Annotated in this window: 21 protein-coding genes; 3 read left to right on the plus strand and 18 right to left on the minus strand. The window is 64.0% G+C overall.

Annotation, left to right across the window (positions count from 1 at the left end):
* Window positions 1-174: 174 nt before the first annotated feature.
* The 5 genes from BBG20_RS05325 to BBG20_RS05345 all read right to left on the minus strand — a co-directional run bounded on the left by BBG20_RS05325 (window position 175) and on the right by BBG20_RS05345 (window position 5,063).
* Window positions 175-1,383: a DSD1 family PLP-dependent enzyme gene (locus BBG20_RS05325; RefSeq protein WP_168167056.1), complete on the minus strand. Its 1,209-nt coding sequence runs from the start codon at window positions 1,381-1,383 to the stop codon at window positions 175-177.
* 56 nt (window positions 1,384-1,439) lie between these two features.
* Window positions 1,440-2,771, minus strand: coding sequence for a D-arabinono-1,4-lactone oxidase (locus BBG20_RS05330; protein ID WP_168167057.1), 1,332 nt, complete (start codon window positions 2,769-2,771; stop codon window positions 1,440-1,442).
* Between the two features lie 72 nt (window positions 2,772-2,843).
* Window positions 2,844-3,203, minus strand: a complete 360-nt coding sequence (locus BBG20_RS05335) for a c-type cytochrome (RefSeq protein ID WP_065900917.1) — start codon at window positions 3,201-3,203, stop codon at window positions 2,844-2,846.
* A gap of 146 nt (window positions 3,204-3,349) precedes the next feature.
* Complete coding sequence (locus tag BBG20_RS05340; RefSeq protein WP_065900920.1) at window positions 3,350-4,102, minus strand: outer membrane beta-barrel protein; 753 nt, start codon at window positions 4,100-4,102, stop codon at window positions 3,350-3,352.
* Between the two features lie 133 nt (window positions 4,103-4,235).
* A complete protein-coding gene (locus tag BBG20_RS05345) occupies window positions 4,236-5,063 on the minus strand; it encodes an arylamine N-acetyltransferase family protein (RefSeq protein WP_065900921.1) in 828 nt (275 codons plus the stop codon).
* A 120-nt stretch (window positions 5,064-5,183) separates the two neighbouring features.
* On the opposite strand from BBG20_RS05345, the gene BBG20_RS05350 reads away from it, so the two are divergent.
* On the plus strand, window positions 5,184-5,420 hold the full coding sequence (locus BBG20_RS05350) for a DUF6555 family protein (RefSeq protein ID WP_065900922.1): 237 nt from the start codon (window positions 5,184-5,186) through the stop codon (window positions 5,418-5,420).
* A gap of 30 nt (window positions 5,421-5,450) precedes the next feature.
* On the opposite strand, the gene BBG20_RS05355 is transcribed toward BBG20_RS05350, so the two are convergent.
* A complete protein-coding gene (locus tag BBG20_RS05355) occupies window positions 5,451-5,651 on the minus strand; it encodes a DUF6021 family protein (RefSeq protein ID WP_065900928.1) in 201 nt (66 codons plus the stop codon).
* 12 nt (window positions 5,652-5,663) lie between these two features.
* Window positions 5,664-5,843, minus strand: coding sequence for a hypothetical protein (locus tag BBG20_RS05360; protein WP_065900931.1), 180 nt, complete (start codon window positions 5,841-5,843; stop codon window positions 5,664-5,666).
* Between the two features lie 121 nt (window positions 5,844-5,964).
* Here BBG20_RS05360 and BBG20_RS05365 point away from each other — a divergent pair, with 121 nt between their 5' ends.
* On the plus strand, window positions 5,965-6,486 hold the full coding sequence (locus BBG20_RS05365) for a DUF3087 family protein (protein ID WP_065900933.1): 522 nt from the start codon (window positions 5,965-5,967) through the stop codon (window positions 6,484-6,486).
* On the opposite strand, the gene BBG20_RS05370 is transcribed toward BBG20_RS05365, so the two are convergent.
* From BBG20_RS05370 to BBG20_RS05420, 11 genes are all read right to left on the minus strand, one after another.
* Entirely contained in the window at window positions 6,483-6,923 is a 441-nt protein-coding gene (locus tag BBG20_RS05370) for an MEKHLA domain-containing protein (RefSeq protein WP_083221336.1), read from the minus strand. The genes BBG20_RS05365 and BBG20_RS05370 overlap by 4 nt on opposite strands.
* A 43-nt stretch (window positions 6,924-6,966) precedes the next feature.
* Window positions 6,967-8,097 carry an MFS transporter gene (locus BBG20_RS05375; RefSeq protein WP_065900937.1) on the minus strand — a complete coding sequence of 377 codons (1,131 nt, stop codon included), beginning with the start codon at window positions 8,095-8,097 and terminating at the stop codon, window positions 6,967-6,969.
* Between the two features lie 57 nt (window positions 8,098-8,154).
* Window positions 8,155-9,522 (minus strand): MFS transporter, encoded by a 1,368-nt coding sequence (locus BBG20_RS05380; RefSeq protein ID WP_065900938.1) that lies wholly within the window; start codon window positions 9,520-9,522, stop codon window positions 8,155-8,157.
* A gap of 86 nt (window positions 9,523-9,608) precedes the next feature.
* Window positions 9,609-10,061: an alpha/beta fold hydrolase gene (locus BBG20_RS05385; RefSeq protein WP_065900939.1), complete on the minus strand. Its 453-nt coding sequence runs from the start codon at window positions 10,059-10,061 to the stop codon at window positions 9,609-9,611.
* Window positions 10,054-10,803 (minus strand): HvfC/BufC N-terminal domain-containing protein, encoded by a 750-nt coding sequence (locus tag BBG20_RS05390; protein WP_065900941.1) that lies wholly within the window; start codon window positions 10,801-10,803, stop codon window positions 10,054-10,056. Before BBG20_RS05390 ends, BBG20_RS05385 begins: the two co-directional genes overlap by 8 nt.
* Entirely contained in the window at window positions 10,800-11,624 is an 825-nt protein-coding gene (bufB, locus tag BBG20_RS05395; RefSeq protein WP_065900942.1) for an MNIO family bufferin maturase, read from the minus strand. Before bufB ends, BBG20_RS05390 begins: the two co-directional genes overlap by 4 nt.
* 55 nt (window positions 11,625-11,679) lie before the next feature.
* Entirely contained in the window at window positions 11,680-11,952 is a 273-nt protein-coding gene (gene bufA2 / locus BBG20_RS05400) for a BufA2 family periplasmic bufferin-type metallophore (RefSeq protein ID WP_016979675.1), read from the minus strand.
* Window positions 11,953-11,977: 25 nt separating this feature from the next.
* Window positions 11,978-12,739: an alpha/beta fold hydrolase gene (locus BBG20_RS05405; RefSeq protein WP_065900946.1), complete on the minus strand. Its 762-nt coding sequence runs from the start codon at window positions 12,737-12,739 to the stop codon at window positions 11,978-11,980.
* A gap of 13 nt (window positions 12,740-12,752) precedes the next feature.
* Window positions 12,753-13,166 carry a DoxX family protein gene (locus BBG20_RS05410; protein ID WP_065900948.1) on the minus strand — a complete coding sequence of 138 codons (414 nt, stop codon included), beginning with the start codon at window positions 13,164-13,166 and terminating at the stop codon, window positions 12,753-12,755.
* On the minus strand, window positions 13,163-13,435 hold the full coding sequence (locus tag BBG20_RS05415; RefSeq protein ID WP_065900949.1) for a BufA1 family periplasmic bufferin-type metallophore: 273 nt from the start codon (window positions 13,433-13,435) through the stop codon (window positions 13,163-13,165). Before BBG20_RS05415 ends, BBG20_RS05410 begins: the two co-directional genes overlap by 4 nt.
* 327 nt (window positions 13,436-13,762) lie before the next feature.
* Window positions 13,763-14,638: a Dyp-type peroxidase gene (locus BBG20_RS05420; RefSeq protein ID WP_065900950.1), complete on the minus strand. Its 876-nt coding sequence runs from the start codon at window positions 14,636-14,638 to the stop codon at window positions 13,763-13,765.
* 266 nt (window positions 14,639-14,904) lie between these two features.
* Between BBG20_RS05420 and BBG20_RS05430 the strand changes: the two genes are divergently transcribed.
* Window positions 14,905-16,521 carry an NADP-dependent glyceraldehyde-3-phosphate dehydrogenase gene (locus tag BBG20_RS05430; RefSeq protein WP_065900951.1) on the plus strand — a complete coding sequence of 539 codons (1,617 nt, stop codon included), beginning with the start codon at window positions 14,905-14,907 and terminating at the stop codon, window positions 16,519-16,521.
* The last annotated feature ends 74 nt before the right edge of the window (window positions 16,522-16,595 follow it).

Below are 16,595 nucleotides of genomic sequence, written 5' to 3' on the forward strand. Positions count from 1 at the left end.
CCCAAATCAATGTCGGATTACGGGCACACCGAGCCTAGGCGAGGTGCCGAGTGTTGGGGCAAGAGCCCTTTTGGTTACTTTTGGGGCTTTTCCAAAAGTGACCCGCCGTAAGGGCGGAACCATAACTCGCCATTACCGCAGCAATGGATATGTACGCCACCCTCCCCCCAACCGTCAGCCATAAACAGCCCAGGCATCAACAACCCTCCCCCCCCGAACCGCCAGCAAATCCCCAAACTGCAACAACACAAACTCACTCTGGGTCGGCCGCAAAAACACCTGGTCCTCCACCCTCAAGCCCACCGCAGGCGAGCCATTGACCATCTCCTGGTTAGAGCTACGCCCAAACACCTCGTTGCTCTGCAACCCCTGGGGCGATTCAAACTCCGCCATCCAATTCCCGCCATAAATAAACAACGTCTCCCGCTGGTTCGGGTCCCACCACGAAAACAACCGCGACGCCCCCTCCAGCGCCGGAATCTCCACCGGGCCCGTGCTTTTCAACACCGGCGTGGCAATAAACGCCGCCGGCACATGCTCACTCAGCGATGGCAAATCGTAATGCGTAGGCTTGAGCAACGCCGTGCCCACCGACACCTCGGTACTCAAGCGCTCCTGCTCATGAATGCGATAACTCGGACTGCCCGCCGTGTTCAGCGTCAACCCGTCGCGCCATAACCCGGGGAACTGCTGGCGAGTAAAATCCACCGCCCCGTTGTAGCGTTGCATCACCTGCTCGAACAACGCCTGGGGCGAGCCGAGGATACCCGGCACCCCCATGCCCACGAACGGGTCATAACCCATGAAACCCGCAAACACCAAGTGCTGCGGGTGCGCGCCGATCAGCGTGAGCATCTGCCCCAGCACCGCGTTGTCACGGATACCGCCGCGGTGCAGTCCCACATCCAGTTCGATATTCACCCGCAGACGCGTGCCCAGGCCCTGGGCCAGCGTCAGGTACTGCTGCAATCGCTCAGGCGTATCCAGCAGCCACTGCAACTGCCGCGAGGGGTCGAACGGCCCTTTATGCGTTTGATAAAACAGCTCGGCCGAGCGCACCGGCAACGGCTTGCCCATCAGAATATCGGCGTCGGGAAATACCTGCGCATCGTGATTCAGAAACGGCTGGTGAAACGACATCAACCGCTGAGTGCCAGTACGCTTGGCGATATACGCCAGCAGCCCCGGCGACGGCAGTGACTTCTCCACCAGCCGCAGCTGCTTGCCGCCGCGCTGCACCGATTGCATGACCACGTCGATATTGTGATCCAGGCGGTCGAGGTCGATCAGCATCACCGGCCGCATCGGGCCATGGGCCTTCAACTCATTATTGAGGTTGCGAAAGTATTCGCTGTACGGCGCGCCGCGATCACTCGGACGCAGCAGCCAGGCACCCGCCGCGACTAAAGACGCGGTGCCCAGCACAAAATGTCGGCGGTTCATCGGGGCACTCCCAGGATCGATTGCAGGTGCGCATTGAGGAATTTGCCGCTCGGGTCCAGCTCGCGGCGCACGCGGGTGAATTCATCCCAGCGCGGGTAAAGCGGCTGCAGCGTGCGGGCATTGAGGGTGTGCAACTTGCCCCAGTGCGGGCGCCCGGCGTATTTCCAGAAGATCGGCTCCACGGCGGCGAAAAAGTTGTGGTGGTCCATGGCGTAATGTTGGTGCACGGAGATCGAGCAACTGTCGCGGCCCTCGAACATGCTCAAGGGAATGTCATCCGCCTTGACGTAGCGGTACTCGATGGGAAACCAGGTGCGCAGGTCCTTGTCGTTGATCAGCTTGAGGATCTCGCGCAGGCACGCCGGGCCGTGTTCGGCGGGCACCGAATATTCCATCTCGTTGAAACGCACGTTGCGCACATTGGCGTAGACCTCGAACGACTCGGCCACCCGGTCCTCGAAACTGGCGAAAAAACGCAGGCTGTTGAGCAAGGTGCGACGCGTGTCCGGAAAGTCGCTGGCGTACTTGTCGAGCTTTTCGATGATCAACACGAATTCGTTGCCGCCCGCCTCGGCCGGGTCGATAGGCGGCGTCGGCGCATCACCGGTTTCGTTGAGGGCGATGGACAGCGCGTAGTCGGAATGGGTCACCACGAGCATTTCCCAGTGCTGGTTCTCGCGGGTGTTCTTCTCGACGTCTTCCAGCAGCTCTTCGGTCCTGGCGATCCATTGGCGTTCGCGCAGGCGGTAAGGCGCGCGGTTCTGCGAGCGGATCCGGGTGGCCACGCCCAATGTACCAAGGGAGACCCGGGCGGCGTTGAACACCTCGGCATGGCGCTGGGCGTCGCAGTCCAGGACCTCGCCCTGGGCGGTCACCAGTTGCAGCCCGGTGACGCAGCCGGAATACGAGGTAAAGCCGACGCCGGTGCCATGGGTCGAGGTGGAAATCGCGCCGGCCAGGGTCTGGTAGTCGATGTCCGCCATGTTCGGCAGCGCCTGGCCCACGGCCTTGAGCGCCGGGCCCATGCGCGACATCGGCGTGCCGGCGGCAAAGGTGGCCTGCAACGTGGACGGGTCGTGGTCCAGCAGCCCGTTGAAATAACTCAACGACAGCAACGTGCCGTCGGTGGGCACCAGCGCACTGAAGGAATGCGCCGAGCCCACCGGGCGGATCTGCCCCGGGGCCTGGCGAATCACCTGCACCAGTTCGTCCAGGTCCTTGGGGGCCAGCCGCGCCAGGGGCAGGCAGGTCTGCGCCCCCGACCAGTTGCGCCACGGAATCAGGCGCGGCGCCCGCGCCAACTGGGCGAGTGTCGGGTTACTCGCCAGTGCCAGGAACGCCCCGGCCAGCGCCGAGCCTTGCAAGAGTTGCCGCCGTGAAAGCGTCATCCACCACCCCTTTTATTCTTGTTGGAGTTGAACACCGGCCATAAAGCTGATCAGCGCCACAAACTGCTGTTCAGAACACTGCATGCACAGGCCCATCGGCGGCATGCCGTTGTAGCCGTTGATGCTGTGGTCCAGCAGTGTGTCCACGCCCTGGGCCACACGTGGGCTCCATGCGGCCTTGTCGCCGCTCAGCGGCGCGCCGGACGCCGGGTTGGCGTGGCACAGCTTGCAACTGCTGTCGTAGACCTGGGCCAGTGCCGGGTCGACGGGCATGGCAATCGCTGCCGTGGCACGTGCGGGGGGATGTCTGGGGGTGTCGTCACAGGCGGCAAGCAGGCCGGAGACGGCCAATAACAAGGCGATGCAACGCATGGCCAGCCTCTCTTCTTATACGGTGGAAAGCGAGTCCACACTAAGGCAGCGGCGGCGCGGCGTTGAGGGTTTTGCGGGACACAAAGGGGGGCATTACCGGACAGCCAGATGCGGGGCGTTGGCCTCCCCGCATCCGACCGTGGGGCTTAGAACGCGATACCGACCTTGAAGCCGTATTCATCACGCTTGAGCTTGGTGTTGTCGGCCACTGCCGAGTCTTCGTCGAGCTTGTACTCGGTGCGGGTGTAGTACAGGCCAGCCATCACTGGCAGGTCGCCCTTCTGGTTCATCAGCAGGCTGACCTCGGCGTAGGGGTTGGTGCGGTCCTTGAGGTCGACGGTGTCGCTGCCGACGTCATCCACCTTGAGCTTGGCGCGCCCGTCGAGGGTGCGGCGCGCACCGGCTTCGACACGCAGGGTCATGTCATCGAACTGGTGGTTGTAACCCAGCGCGGCCTTGGCGAACGGCGATTTGTTGGTGAGCTTGACGTCGTAGTCGTTGGTGTCCGGCTCGTAGCGGGTCCAGCTGTAGCCACCGCCCACGATCACGTCGACGAAGTTGCGCGCATCCAGCGCGGCACGCCAGCCGAGGTCCAGGTCGGCCTGGCCTTCCTTGAGTTTGTTGTCACTCTTTTCGCCGTATTTGGCCTCGATACCGGCCTGGTAGATAAACCCGGACTCACCGGTCAGCTTGTTGCCGAAGGTGTAGAACAGGCCCGCTTCGGGCATGTGGTCCTTGTCGCTTTCGCTGCCGCCTTCGAGTTTGAAGTCGTTGTAGCTGCCCTGGATCCCGAAGGTCGAAATCGGGTCGGTGGACGGGGCCGCAAACACCACGGCAGGCGCGGCAACCAGTGCCAGTACCGAGGTGTTCTTGAGGAATTTTCCGAATAGCTTGGACATCGTTTTACATCTCCTTGTCTGGTGAGCAAATTATTCAGGAACCGGTTCGAACCCCCGCTTGCGCCAAAGGTTCGAATTAATTTGCCCGGTTTTGGAGGTAAAACGGTTCAGCGCAGGCTCTAGATCAATACTCTTACGCAGCTGCCACTATTAAGCCATCAAGCGCCGGACGCAACACAGCCTCCTGCGGCAGACGAATACCAAAGGTCTCGCTGAGCAACGTCGACAGCTCATCCGCGCTCTCAAGCGTGCGCTTGTCACTTGGACGATCCAGGTAATGCACCGCGTAGTGGGCGTTGTTCAGGGTATGGCGTTTGCCCGCAGCGAGGCGCGCGACTTTCAGTTGGCCCACAAACGGCGATTGCGGGTGCGTGGAGACGTACCAGTTGCCGATTTCGTAGTCGATGGCCGCCTGCACTTGCAGGTCGAACACATACAACCCACGCCACTCCCCGCCCACCTGCGCCCACAAGGTGTAACTGCCCTGCCCGTCGCAGCTCAGCCGATAGGGTTCGTGGGCGGTGGCCTGCACCGCCTCGCTGTCCAGTTGCAACGGGCTGCTGGGCACCATGCCGCCGAAACCGACATCGGTGATGTAGCGCACGCCGTCCAGGGTCACCAGGCTCAGGCGGTGGGTGCGCGCGGTGTGCGCATCCGGCGGCCCGCCCATGACCACGCGGCCGGTGATGCCGCGCGCATCGAAACCCAGCTCCTGCAACAACGCGAGGAACATCTGGTTGAGTTCATAGCAATAGCCGCCCCGCCCATCGAACAGCACTTTTTGCTCGACGCTGGGCAGGTCGATCGGCACCGGCAGGCGCAGCAGGGTCGACAGGCTTTCAAAAGCGAAGGTGCAGACGTGGCGCAGCTGCAACTCCTGCAGTGTCTGCAAGGTCGGCGGTGGCACGGTGTCGTAGCCCAGGCGTTGCAGGTATAGCTGGCTATGAATCAGTCGGGGCATGGCACGGTCCTTGGGCACGGGGCGGGTGCGTCACTATGCCGTGCCGACGTGCGGATTGTCATTTTGAATGAACCTTTTTGAACACTCCCATATCCATCTATAACAAGACAGGGAGGCAACATGAGTACCGCAAAAATCTACACCATCCACTATCAGCTGCACGGTCAACCGAAGTCCTTTGTAGTGCGCGCCGAAGTGATGAACAACGCCGAGGCCTGGCACTGGGCGGCCGTTGATGCCGACATTGCGCACGTCAGCCGAATCGGCCGCGTGGGTCACGAGCAGGTGAAGAAAACCACGCGTCCCTGGGCAGAAAAATACGGGATTACCGAAGTGACCTGGACACCACCCAAGTAAACAAAAGCCCCGCTCAATGGCGGGGCTCGTTTACTTCTTCAAGTCGCCCAACGGATCGTAGGGCGGCTTTTTTTTTGCCTCATCCTTATCCTTCTGATCCAACGGCGCGATTGCCGCACCGATGGGGTCGACCTGCGGGTCGGACACGTCCGGCGAGTCCGGGTCGAAGCCCAACTCATCCTTGTCACGCGCCTGTTCGTTGGAAGCCGGGCCATCTGGGCGTTTGTTCATTACCGTCTCCTGTTACAGCGGGCGAGCCTGGTCGTGGAGGTTTTCGAGGTCTTCCTCGACGCGCTCGACATCATCGTGTTCGTCACGCTCTTTCGGGTCGTTGGGGCGCAACGCATCGTTGTCGCGCTCTTCTTCACCGGGTGTGCGATCGGGGTCGGGGGTACCGGGTGGCGGCTGCTTGTAGTCGGGCATGATGGTTCACCTCACGGGGGTTGTGGTGTACCCAGGTTTAGAGAAAGCCCTGGGAACCATCGTTCAACTTGATTGCGCAAAGCATGCGAAGATGCCAGCCCTAAGTGGAGAAATGACCCGGATGTTCGAACTCAAACCCTGCGACCCCGTCACCTACCGCCAACAGACCCGCCGCAGCACGCTGATCGTGGCGGTGCTGTTCCTGGCCTTGGCGATGCTGCTGTCGAGCCTGGCGGTGATGCTGTTCGGCGAGCCCGGCGGTGACAACGTGCGTTTCAATGTCGGCGGCGTCTTTGCCGGGGTGCTGGTTACCGTCGCCCTGGTGCGCGGGCTGTTCTGGAACCAGCCGTGGCTGGCGGCGGCGGTGTATGGCTGGCAGCTCAAGCGCAGCCTGATGAGCGTGACCAATGTGATGCACACCGTCACCGCGCGCGTGCAGGCCGATGACCCGACGGCGATCAAGCTGCTGCGCTTCTACCACCTGGGGCTGACGCAGATGCACGCGTTGGACGCCAACTCCAGCGCACAGGCGCAACTGGCCGGGGAGATCCAGGCGCACGCTACGAAAATGCAGGCTCTGGGGATCGACCCCGAGCAAACCCGCCTCGATCCCGCCTGGCTGGAACGTCTTAAAAGCGCTTAAGCCAATACGCCGATACGTTGCCGATCCGGCCAGAACAGCGCCGCCTGGCCGCAGGGCCGGTCCGCCGCATCGAGCAAGGTCCACACCACCCCGGCATAAATCATGAAGGGCTGGTTATGCGCGTCCACCCGCCAACTGCTGTAGCCCTCGGCGATGCCATGGGCGCTGACCTGTTCCAGCAGCGCCTGGCGCGCGGCGCGGTCCAGTTCCGAGGCACTGAACCGCGACGGCATGCCGATGAAGCGCTCGCGCGGGTATTTGAAGCACTGCAAGGCGCATTCATTCACGTAGGTAAAACACGGGTCCGCTGCGCCATCATGGGCCAACAGACTGTAGGGCGCCTGGGTGTGCAGCCAGTCCAGGCGTTGTTGCGGATCCAGGTGAGCGGGCGCCGGCAGTCCCTGGCCGGTCCAGTGGCGATAGGCAGCGTCCAGCACCTGTATCAAGGGTTCTTGTCGGGACACACACAACCTCAGCTTGTCAGTTGGAAATCCTCGCGCGCCAGCAGAACACCGCGCTCACGGCAATCGCCGCGCCGGCCACGCCGAACACCCACGGTGCCGAGGCGATCGGCAGCAGCAGGCCCGCCAGCAACGGCCCCAGGCCCGCGCCGATATCACGCCACACCGCATTGGAGGCCAGGGCCGACACGCGCATCGAACCGGGGTTGCGCTCGGCCACCAGGGTGGTCACCAACGGCAGTTGCAGCGCACGCAGCACCAGCACCGCCGCTGCGCCGACAATCACCCAATAGCTGCCGAACGCGGTGAGGGCCAGGGCACTCAGGAACGAAAACAGCAACAGCATCGACGTCGCACCAAAGCGCTGGGCCGCATGGCCGCCGAGGGGGCTCAGGAGCATTTCGGAGACATAACGCAGCGCCATCAAGCCACCGGCGATCAACACCGCATCGCCGCCGAGCAGCTTCTGCGCCTGGATCGACAGGCCAAAGATAAACAGCCCGTCGAGTGCCACCCCTTCGATAAACGACCACAGCGCCACACTGTCGGGCCACTTGAAACGCCGCCCCGGGGTGCTGTGCAAATTATGTCCGACAGTAGGCAGGCCGCGCGCCATCCACAAGCCCACCAGGCAGCACCCGGCCAGAATCAGAAAAATCGGACGCGGCCCGGCCCACAATGTCAGCCAGCCCCCCAATGGCAACGCCAGCATCGGTCCAAGGGCGATCAACGCCCGCGACCGCCCTGCCCGGCGCGCGGCACCGGCCGGTTCCGCGGTCGCCAACACTTGGGTCGAGAGGTTCAACGCGGCAAAACACAAGCCCCAGACCAACCGCAGCCCGAGCAGCGCCGCAAAGCCCGACAATACCGAATTGCCCAGCGCGCACAGCGTGGCGGCCCCGGCAGCGATCATGCAGGTCAGCCGGTCGCCGTTGCGCGCGTAGAAATTCAACACATGGCGGTAACCGAAAATCCGCACCAGGCGGTTGGCTGCCAGCAGCACCCCGGCCTGCGCCAGGGTGATGCCGAAGGCCTGGGACTCCATGGGCAGCAACAGGTAGAGCAGCACGTCACTGGGCAGGCATAAGGCGAGGGTCAGCGCGGCGCGGCGGGACTGGGTATCAGCGGTACGGAGGGCCAGGCTGGACATAAATCTGAAACATCCCGAAATATTCAGGTCGCCACGGTAGCCTTCCCACCGCGGCTTTTACAACGGCTTTTTCCCGTAGGGCAGCAAACGCAAGCCACTGGCCACGGCGCCCACCAGCGCGAATACACAACCCAGCCACAACGCATACTGCGGGCCGCTACCGATAAACAGGTGGAAACACAAGGCCACCAACGACGCCCCCAGCGTCTGCCCGAGCAAGCGTGAAATCGCCACGATACCGCTGGCACCGCCGCTGCGAGCCAATGGCGCGCTGGTCATCAACGCCTTGAGGTTGGGCGACTGGAAGAAACCGAAACCGGCACCGCACAACGCCATGCGCCAACCGATATCGAACGCCGAGGCGCCGCTGCCCAGGCTCGCCAGTGCGGCCATGCCCACACTCAGCATCAGCAGGCCGATGCCGCACAACGCGCCCAGCGACACGCGGTCCGCCAGGCGTCCGGCCACCAGCGCCATCACCGCAACCACCGCCGGCCACGGCGTCATCAGGAAACCGGTTTCTACCTGGCTATGCCCCAGCACCGCCTGCAACAGGAACGGCAGTGACACAAACGCCAGGCCCTGGGCACTGAAGGCACAGATTGCCGTCAGGGACGACAAGGCAAACACCGGCCGCTTGAACAGGTCCAGGGCCAGCATCGGCGCCGGGTGCCCGGCCTGGCGACGCAGCAGCAACGCACCGCACACCAGCGCCACGGCGATCAGGCCCAGGGTCAGCGCGCCCTGGGCGCCATGCACCGCCGTGCCCAGGCCCAGCACCAACAGGGCAAACAGCCCGGCACACAGCACCGCCGCCCACCGGTCGAAGGCGTGCCCGGTCATCGGCAGGGTCGGCAATGAGCGCAATCCCAACGCCAAGGCCAGCAGCCCCAAAGGCACGTTGATCAGGTACAGCCAGTGCCAGGTCGCCACCGAGAGGATGGCCGACGCTGCGGTCGGCCCCAGGGTAAACGCCAGCCCGACGACCAGCGAGTTATAGCCGAGGCCACGCCCGAGCATTTTCGACGGGTAGATATGCCGCAGCAGCGCGGTATTCACGCTCATGATCGCCGCCGCCCCCAACCCTTGCACCACTCGCGCAGCGGTCAGCGTGACCAGCGAACCGGCCAGCCCGCAAAACAGCGACGAGAGGATAAACACCAGCAACCCGCCGAGGTACACGCGGCGATGCCCCAGCACATCACTCAGGGACGCGAACGGCAGCACCGTGGCGATAATCGCCAGTTGATAGGCGTTGACCACCCAGATCACCGAGGCGGAATCGGTGCCGATCCCTTCGGCCAGGGTCGGCAGTGCGGTGTTGACGATGGCCGTGTCCAGGGTGGCCATGCCGATCCCCAGGGAGATCGCGATCACGGCCGGCAGGCGTTTGTTGAGGGGCAGCCCATCGGCAACAGAAGACATGAACAATCCGCACAGGTGGCAAAGGTGTCTAGATTACGGGCAGATCGGGATTTTTTCAGTGAGTGATTGCCTGGCTGTCGAAATTTTCATGTTCGCCAGTGCGCGGTGTTCGCCATCAATGCCACCGCTTCGGCGAAGCCGGCCTGTGCCGAGGTGTTGAGCGTGACCATCCCCACACACCGACTCGGCTTCAGGCTGGCCGTCCGGGCCGCCACCCGCGCGCCCAGTTCCACGCCGGCCAGCAGCGCCTCGGGGATGTGCAGGGCGTTCATCAGTTCCAGCACGTCCTGGCCCAGCACCGCCTCGTCGGCGCTGCGCAGGGACGGCACGATCACGCGAAAGCCCTGGGCCGCCAACGGCGCTGTCATTTCGGCGAACGCGCCGACATCCGCCGCCAACAACAGGATCGCGTGGCCCTCCTCCGGCCCTGCGGCTTCATAACGCAGCTCGAATTCATCGGTGCTGACCTGTTGCAGCGCCAACGTCGGCATCGACACGGTCACGCCGGCCAACAGTAAAAAACCACGCCGATCAACCATCACTCACCTCCACGATCAATTCACTGCCCAGCCATCCGGCCAGGTATTCACCGGCCCGCGCCACGCCGGCTTCTTCGCCCAGCCGCGCCACCAGCCATTCGCACAACCCGGCAAAACTGCCGTCGCCCTGAAGCTGCGCCAGCGCTTGAAACTCCAACGCATCCACCTGGCGCAAACGCGAGGTGAACTGGCGCCGCCACACCAGCACGCCGCCCGCGGCCTCCAGCATCTGCGCCGGCGGTGCGGGCTGCGCCTGCCACAGCGCCGACCAGATGGCATCGGCATTGGTGGTCAGGGCGTGGCAACGCAGGGACGGCGCGAGGCGCAGTACCGCCGTGTCCCACTCCAGCGTGGCCAGCGCCTCCAGTGCCAAAGGCTGGGCATCGGCGGCGACAAAGGCCTGGTTGAGGGCCGATTCGATCCAGGCCAGCTCATGCACGTCCGGGTTGTGGGGGAACACCTCCAGCAACGTCGGGTAAAACCCCTCGGGATAGGCATCCAGGGTCCAGGCGTGCGGCGGATTTCGGTCGATATGGGTAATGCTGGCGGCCAGGAAGGTCTCGTCACCGAGCCAACGGCGCAGGTGGGGAAACGCCTGCTCCAGGCACGCGACCAATTGCGCGCGATAGTTGTTCTGGTACACCGCCAGCCCCGCGCGGTGACTGCCCAGCGCGCACGCAGCGTCATCCGCCGCACTGACCAGCCAGTGGCGAAAGGTCTGCTGGAATTCGGCCAGGTTCATCGCCGCGCCCCCACCGCACGCGCCATCGACAACTCATGCAGCAGCTCGGCGAGAGGCGGGAGGTGATCGTCGCGCTCGACCATGGTCGCCACCGGCCCGACCCGTGCGATGGCCTCCGCGTACAGGTCCCAGACCCCGCTGCACACCGGGCTGTCATGGCTGTCGATCAATAACTCGGCGCCCTGGCTGTGGCCGGCCAGGTGAATCTGGCGCACGCGCTCGGCGGGGATCCCGTCGAGAAAATCCCGTGCATCAAAGCCATGGTTGCTGGCACTGACATACACATTGTTGACGTCCAGCAGCAGCTCACAACCGGTGCGCTGGGCCATGGCGGTGATAAAAGCCCACTCACTCATGGATGCGCCCTCGAAGGCCAGGTAGCTGGAGGGGTTTTCAAACAACAGGGTGCGGCCCAGCGCCTCCTGGGCCTGGTGGATATTCGCGCACACGCGGTCGAGTGCTTCGTCGGTGTAGGGCACGGGCAACAAGTCGTGGGCGTTGAAGGCGCCGCTGCGCGACCAGCTCAGGTGGTCGGAGACGAACAGCGGGTCAATCTCGTCCACCAGCGCCTTGAGGCGCCGCAGGTAGTCCGGGTCGAGCCCTTCGGCACTGCCAATCGACATCGATACACCGTGCAGCGCCACCGGGTGCCGCTCGCGGACCTGGCGCAGGATATGCCGTGGCTGGCCGCCCGCGACCATAAAATTTTCGGAGATCACTTCGACGAAATCCACCGGCACCGAGGTTTCCAGGAAGTCGCAGTAGTGCTCCTTGCGCAGCCCCAGGCCGTAGCCTGCAAAGTGCGCGGTCGAATTCGACATGATCGCTTCTCCATCAAAAACGGTGGCGAGGGAGCTGACTCGCCACCCAGGGGCGTTACTTCGGCTCAGTCAGGGTGCCGCCGGCCTTGAGGCATTCGGAAGGGGTCTTGACGATCACGCCTTCGCCCTTGCAACTGTTGAGGCCCTTGCAGTCGTTCTTGGCGGTGGCGCACAGGCTGGTGCCCTTGCAGGTGTTGACGCCGTAGCAGCGGCCGGGTTTTTCCTGCTGGTCGGCGGCGCTGGCGGCCGTGGCGAATGAAGCAGACGCCATGGCGATCAGGGCGGCGGCGGCAGCAAGGCTCAAGCGGGATTTGAGTGCAGTGTTCATGGTGTTTTCCTTTTGGGGGTGTGGGTTATTTGATGACCGCAGCCGCGTCTTCGATGACCTTCGCCACGGCTTCGGGCTGGGAGATGTACACCGAATGGCTGGCCTTGATTTCCGTGACCTTGGAGCCGGCACGCTGGTACATCCAGCGCTGCAGGTCCGGGCTCAGGGCGCGGTCTTCGGTGGAGACCACCGCGTAGCTCGGCTTCTTGTGCCAGGCCGCGGCCCACACGGTGCCGCCGAACAACGCCGTGGTCGCCGGAACCTGCGAGGCGGCCATGAAATCGGTGCGGTTGGTGGTCAGGTCGGCGGCAAAGTCGGCATTGAACCGGGCGCGATCAAAGAACAGGTGACCGTCGCGGCTCGGCTTGATGTCATCGCTCGGCGCCGGCATCGAGCCGATCAACTGGGCCATGTTTTCGCCGACTTCCGGCTGCAGGGCCGCGACGTACACCAGCGACTTGACCTTGTCGCGGTCGCCGGCAATCGAGATCACCGCGCCACCGGAACTGTGGCCCACCAGCACCACCGGGCCGACCTGCTGCTCCAGCACTTCACGGGCTTCGGCCACATCGGCGGCGAGGTTTTCGTGGCCCTGGTGCACCACGGTGACCTTGTAGCCCTTGTGAATCAGGATGTCGTGGACCACGCGCCAGCCAGAGCCGTCGACGAACGAGCCGGGCACGATCACCACGCTCTTGCCGGTGCCGGGTTGAGGTGCGTCGGCCGCCTGGGCCAACAGCGGAACAGTCATGGCCATGGCAATGGCCAGGGAAGAAAGCATACGCATCAGGATGTCTCCATTAAGGGTTGCAACGTTTAGCCCGGATCACGCGGTCCAACGACCAGGCCCCACCGCCATACGCCAGCAGCGGCAGCAACAGGCCCGCCCAGGTCAGGTGCACCGGCCAGGCGTCGGGGTACACGAAGACCTCGATCACCAGGGTCATGCCCAGCAGCGCGGCGGCGGCCGGACGGGTCAGCAGGCCCAGTACCAGCAGCAGCGGGAACAGGTGCTCGGCGTAGGTCGCCAGGTGGGCGGCCCACTCCGGCGGGATCAACGGCAAGGCGTATTCCGAGCGAAACAGCGTGTAGGTCGAAGGCTTGAGTTCAAGAAAGCCTGTGACCTTGGTGCGTCCCGACAGGAAGAACACCGCCGCGATCCCCAGCCGCGCGACCAGCAACAGCAGTGCCGGTGGCAGCAGGCGCTGGATCACGGCTGCTCCGTCAGGCTGCCGTAGCCTTTGGGCGTCTTGATCTGGGTGCAGGTGCCTTTGTCCACCAGTACCCAGGCGTTGCCCTGGTAGTCGGCGGTGGCGGTGCCGGCGCACGAGGTGCCTTTGCCGGCGGCGCAGTCGTTGGCCCCGGCCAGGGACACGCCGAAGCATTTTTCCTGGGGCTTGGGTTCATCGGCGTGGGCCNCCGCCGCAAAGGCGCTGAGGGACAGCGCAAGGGTGGCCGCGAGGGCTGCGTAGGAACGCTTCATCGGTGTATCTCCTGGCTTGACTGAGTGTGACCAGGGCGCGAGTGGCGGTACGTGACCGCCGGCGCCGGCTGGTGGACAGAGTTAAAGCCAGGCGTGTATCCGCTCTGTGTCGCGAACACGCCAGAACGTCATGCCGGTGTATCAGCAAGGTCCAGGGATACAGTGGGATACACGGCAGCAGTCATTGCCGTGGTGCGGGGCTGAGCCCGGCGTTTGCGCAGAGGGGGAATTTGCTGGACGGACGGCCTGCAGAGGCAAGGCCCGGCACACTCAAGGTGTGAACGGGCCTGGCGAGTGCGCAGGGTCAAACCCGCCGGCAGCGCCTTTTCAGAGCGGCGCGGTAACCGCCATCGCACTCAGGTCCAGGTGCCCGTCCTTGACCGGCGGGCACCAGTAATAGCCGCCGGTCAACGGCGTGCTGATGCGATACAACCCGTCGACAATGCCATCCTCCAACCCGCTCATGCGGCGCAGTTGCGCTTCAAACGCATCGAAGGAATGGCCGAACGCGAGGAACATCAACCCCGCCTGGCCGTTCTCGGCCCATGGCATCGAGCGGCGCACCACGAATGCTTCCGGGGTGAAGCTCTCCTGGGCAGTGCGCTTGGTGTGGGCGGATTCGGGGGCGTCCTCCAACTCTTCGTTGTCGCCATGGCGACGGCCGATGATGTGGTCGCGCTCCTGGGCGGGCAACGCGGCAAACCCATCAAGATCGTGCTGCCATTGCTGGATCGCGGCAAAGCTGGCGCCGCTGTCGGTCAGGGCGGCGTCAACGGCGGCGTCGTCGTGTGGGTTTTCGGTACCGTCCTCGTAGTCGGTGAGGTCAAAACCGGTCTTGAAGCGGAACCCCTCCGTCGATTGCTCCAGGCGAAACGCCGGCGCCAGGGCCTTCTCCAGCGCACGGCTACGCAACAGCAACTCACCGCGATCCACGCCGTGCAACCACACCCACAACGCCTGCTGGGTCGACGGGTTGTGCGCCCCCGGACCACTGACCGCCGGGAATGCACGCAAGCCGTCAATGCGCGCGCCCAGCGCGTTTACCAGCGGTTCACCCAACCCGACCACTGCCGCCGAATCGGCCAGTTGCACCAGCGCGTCAAGCGCAGCGGGCACGGCTGCCAGGGTATCCACGGCAAAAAACAGGTGGCGCGCCTGCAAAGGCACCGGTGCGGCAAGAATGCCCGGCTGGTACTGACTCATGTGAACTCCTTCTGAAAAGCCGCGCAGTTTACCCCAACGCGCGCGGCCAGCGCGGGCTTGTGCTCGAGGTTTTCCAGGCAGCGCGGATCGAGGCCCAACTGCGCCTTCAACTGTGCCCACCCCTTGGGCGTGACCTGCACTGCACGGGATGCTTTCGCCCGGCGCAGCCAGCCGGCGGGCTGTTGTAACGCGTCTGGCCCTTGCCATACGGACCTTGGATGGGTGACTCTCTAGTCATGTTTTGCAACTATTCCAGGGGTAGTGACATGACCACCAGCAACCTGCTCGCCCAGCTGTTTCCCGCCTCCGCCGCGGACATTCCCGAACAGTTTCGCCTGGCGGCGCCCATTGAACAGCGTGATTACCTGGTAGATGGCCAGTTGCAGGTATGGAACGGCCCATTGGCCCAGGTGCTCAGCCCGGTACAGCTGGGGGACGAGCGGGTGCATATCGGCAGCACGCCGCTGCTCGACGCCGACACCGCCCTCCTCGCCCTCGACGCCGCCGTGCGCGCCTACGACCGGGGCCAGGGTGAATGGCCGACGATGCGCGTGGCCGACCGTATCCAGCACGTCGAAGCGTTTTTGCGGCGCATGCGCGAACAGCGGGATGCGGTGGTCAAGCTGCTGATGTGGGAGATCGGCAAGAACCTCAAGGACTCGCAGAAAGAGTTCGACCGCACCTGCGACTACATCACCGACACCATCAATGCGCTCAAGGAACTCGACCGGCGCAGCAGCCGCTTCGAGCTGGAACAGGACACGCTCGGGCAGATCCGCCGCGTGCCGCTGGGCGTGGCGCTGTGCATGGGGCCTTACAACTACCCGTTGAACGAGACGTTCACCACGCTGATCCCGGCGCTGATCATGGGCAACACCGTGGTGTTCAAGCCGGCCAAGCTCGGCGTGCTGCTGATCCGGCCGCTGCTGGAAGCGTTCCGCGACAGCTTCCCGGCCGGGGTGATCAACGTGATCTACGGCAGCGGCCGTGAAACCGTGAGTGCGCTGATGGCCAGCGGCAAGATCGATATCTTTGCGTTCATCGGCACCAACAAGGCCGCCAGCGACTTGAAGAAGCTGCACCCCAAGCCGCACCGCTTGCGTGCCGCACTGGGCCTGGATGCGAAAAACCCCGGCATCGTGCTGCCCGAAGTGGACCTCGACAATGCGGTCAGCGAAGCGGTCACCGGCTCGCTGTCGTTCAACGGCCAACGCTGCACCGCGCTGAAGATCCTGTTTGTGCACGAGGACGTGGTCGAGCGTTTTATCGAGAAATTCAACGCCAAGCTGGCCACCCTGAAACCGGGCATGCCGTGGGAAGACGGCGTCGCCCTGACACCGCTGCCGGAAGCCGGCAAGGTCGACTACCTCAACGCGCTGGTGGCGGATGCGACCCAGCACGGGGGCCAGGTGGTGAATACCAATGGCGGCACCTCGCGCGGCACATTCTTCTACCCGGCCGTGCTGTACCCGGTGAACCCGCAGATGCGCGTGTACCACGAGGAACAGTTCGGCCCGGTGGTGCCGATCGTGCCTTACCGCGACCTGGACAGCGTGATCGAGTACGTCCTCGACTCGGACTTCGGCCAGCAACTGAGCCTCTTCGGCACCAATGCCGTGGAAGTCGGGCGCCTGGTCGACGCGTTCGCCAACCAGGTCGGCCGTATCAATATCAACGCCCAATGCCAGCGCGGGCCGGACACCTTCCCGTTCAATGGGCGCAAGAACTCGGCCGAGGGCACGCTGTCGGTACATGACGCGCTGCGCGTGTTCTCGATCCGCACCCTGGTGGCCACCAAATTCCAGGAAAGCAACAAGGCGCTGGTCAGCGACATCCTGCGCAACCGTGACTCAAGCTTCCTGACCACCGACTACATTTTCTGACAGCAGACTTCTGTAGGCGCTTGGCCTGCGATGCAAACACCTCGGTGCTGCAGACACACCGGGTGGATGCTATC

It is taken from the genome of Pseudomonas aylmerensis (genome assembly GCF_001702265.1).
GTDB lineage: Bacteria > Pseudomonadota > Gammaproteobacteria > Pseudomonadales > Pseudomonadaceae > Aquipseudomonas > Aquipseudomonas aylmerensis.

Bases quoted from the DNA above. Each gene is read 5' to 3' on its own strand.
- BBG20_RS05420 (WP_065900950.1), bottom strand. From the start codon at position 14,638: ATGAGTCAGTACCAGCCGGGCATTCTTGCCGCACCGGTGCCTTTGCAG.
- BBG20_RS05350 (WP_065900922.1), top strand. From the start codon at position 5,184: ATGAGTACCGCAAAAATCTACACCATCCACTATCAGCTGCACGGTCAA.
- BBG20_RS05385 (WP_065900939.1), bottom strand. From the start codon at position 10,061: ATGGTTGATCGGCGTGGTTTTTTACTGTTGGCCGGCGTGACCGTGTCG.
- BBG20_RS05345 (WP_065900921.1), bottom strand. From the start codon at position 5,063: ATGCCCCGACTGATTCATAGCCAGCTATACCTGCAACGCCTGGGCTAC.
- BBG20_RS05380 (WP_065900938.1), bottom strand. From the start codon at position 9,522: ATGTCTTCTGTTGCCGATGGGCTGCCCCTCAACAAACGCCTGCCGGCC.
- BBG20_RS05355 (WP_065900928.1), bottom strand. From the start codon at position 5,651: ATGAACAAACGCCCAGATGGCCCGGCTTCCAACGAACAGGCGCGTGAC.
- BBG20_RS05340 (WP_065900920.1), bottom strand. From the start codon at position 4,102: ATGTCCAAGCTATTCGGAAAATTCCTCAAGAACACCTCGGTACTGGCA.
- BBG20_RS05360 (WP_065900931.1), bottom strand. From the start codon at position 5,843: ATGCCCGACTACAAGCAGCCGCCACCCGGTACCCCCGACCCCGATCGC.
- BBG20_RS05430 (WP_065900951.1), top strand. From the start codon at position 14,905: ATGACCACCAGCAACCTGCTCGCCCAGCTGTTTCCCGCCTCCGCCGCG.
- BBG20_RS05335 (WP_065900917.1), bottom strand. From the start codon at position 3,203: ATGCGTTGCATCGCCTTGTTATTGGCCGTCTCCGGCCTGCTTGCCGCC.
- BBG20_RS05375 (WP_065900937.1), bottom strand. From the start codon at position 8,097: ATGTCCAGCCTGGCCCTCCGTACCGCTGATACCCAGTCCCGCCGCGCC.
- BBG20_RS05390 (WP_065900941.1), bottom strand. From the start codon at position 10,803: ATGAACCTGGCCGAATTCCAGCAGACCTTTCGCCACTGGCTGGTCAGT.
- BBG20_RS05405 (WP_065900946.1), bottom strand. From the start codon at position 12,739: ATGCGTATGCTTTCTTCCCTGGCCATTGCCATGGCCATGACTGTTCCG.
- bufB (WP_065900942.1), bottom strand. From the start codon at position 11,624: ATGTCGAATTCGACCGCGCACTTTGCAGGCTACGGCCTGGGGCTGCGC.
- BBG20_RS05365 (WP_065900933.1), top strand. From the start codon at position 5,965: ATGTTCGAACTCAAACCCTGCGACCCCGTCACCTACCGCCAACAGACC.
- bufA2 (WP_016979675.1), bottom strand. From the start codon at position 11,952: ATGAACACTGCACTCAAATCCCGCTTGAGCCTTGCTGCCGCCGCCGCC.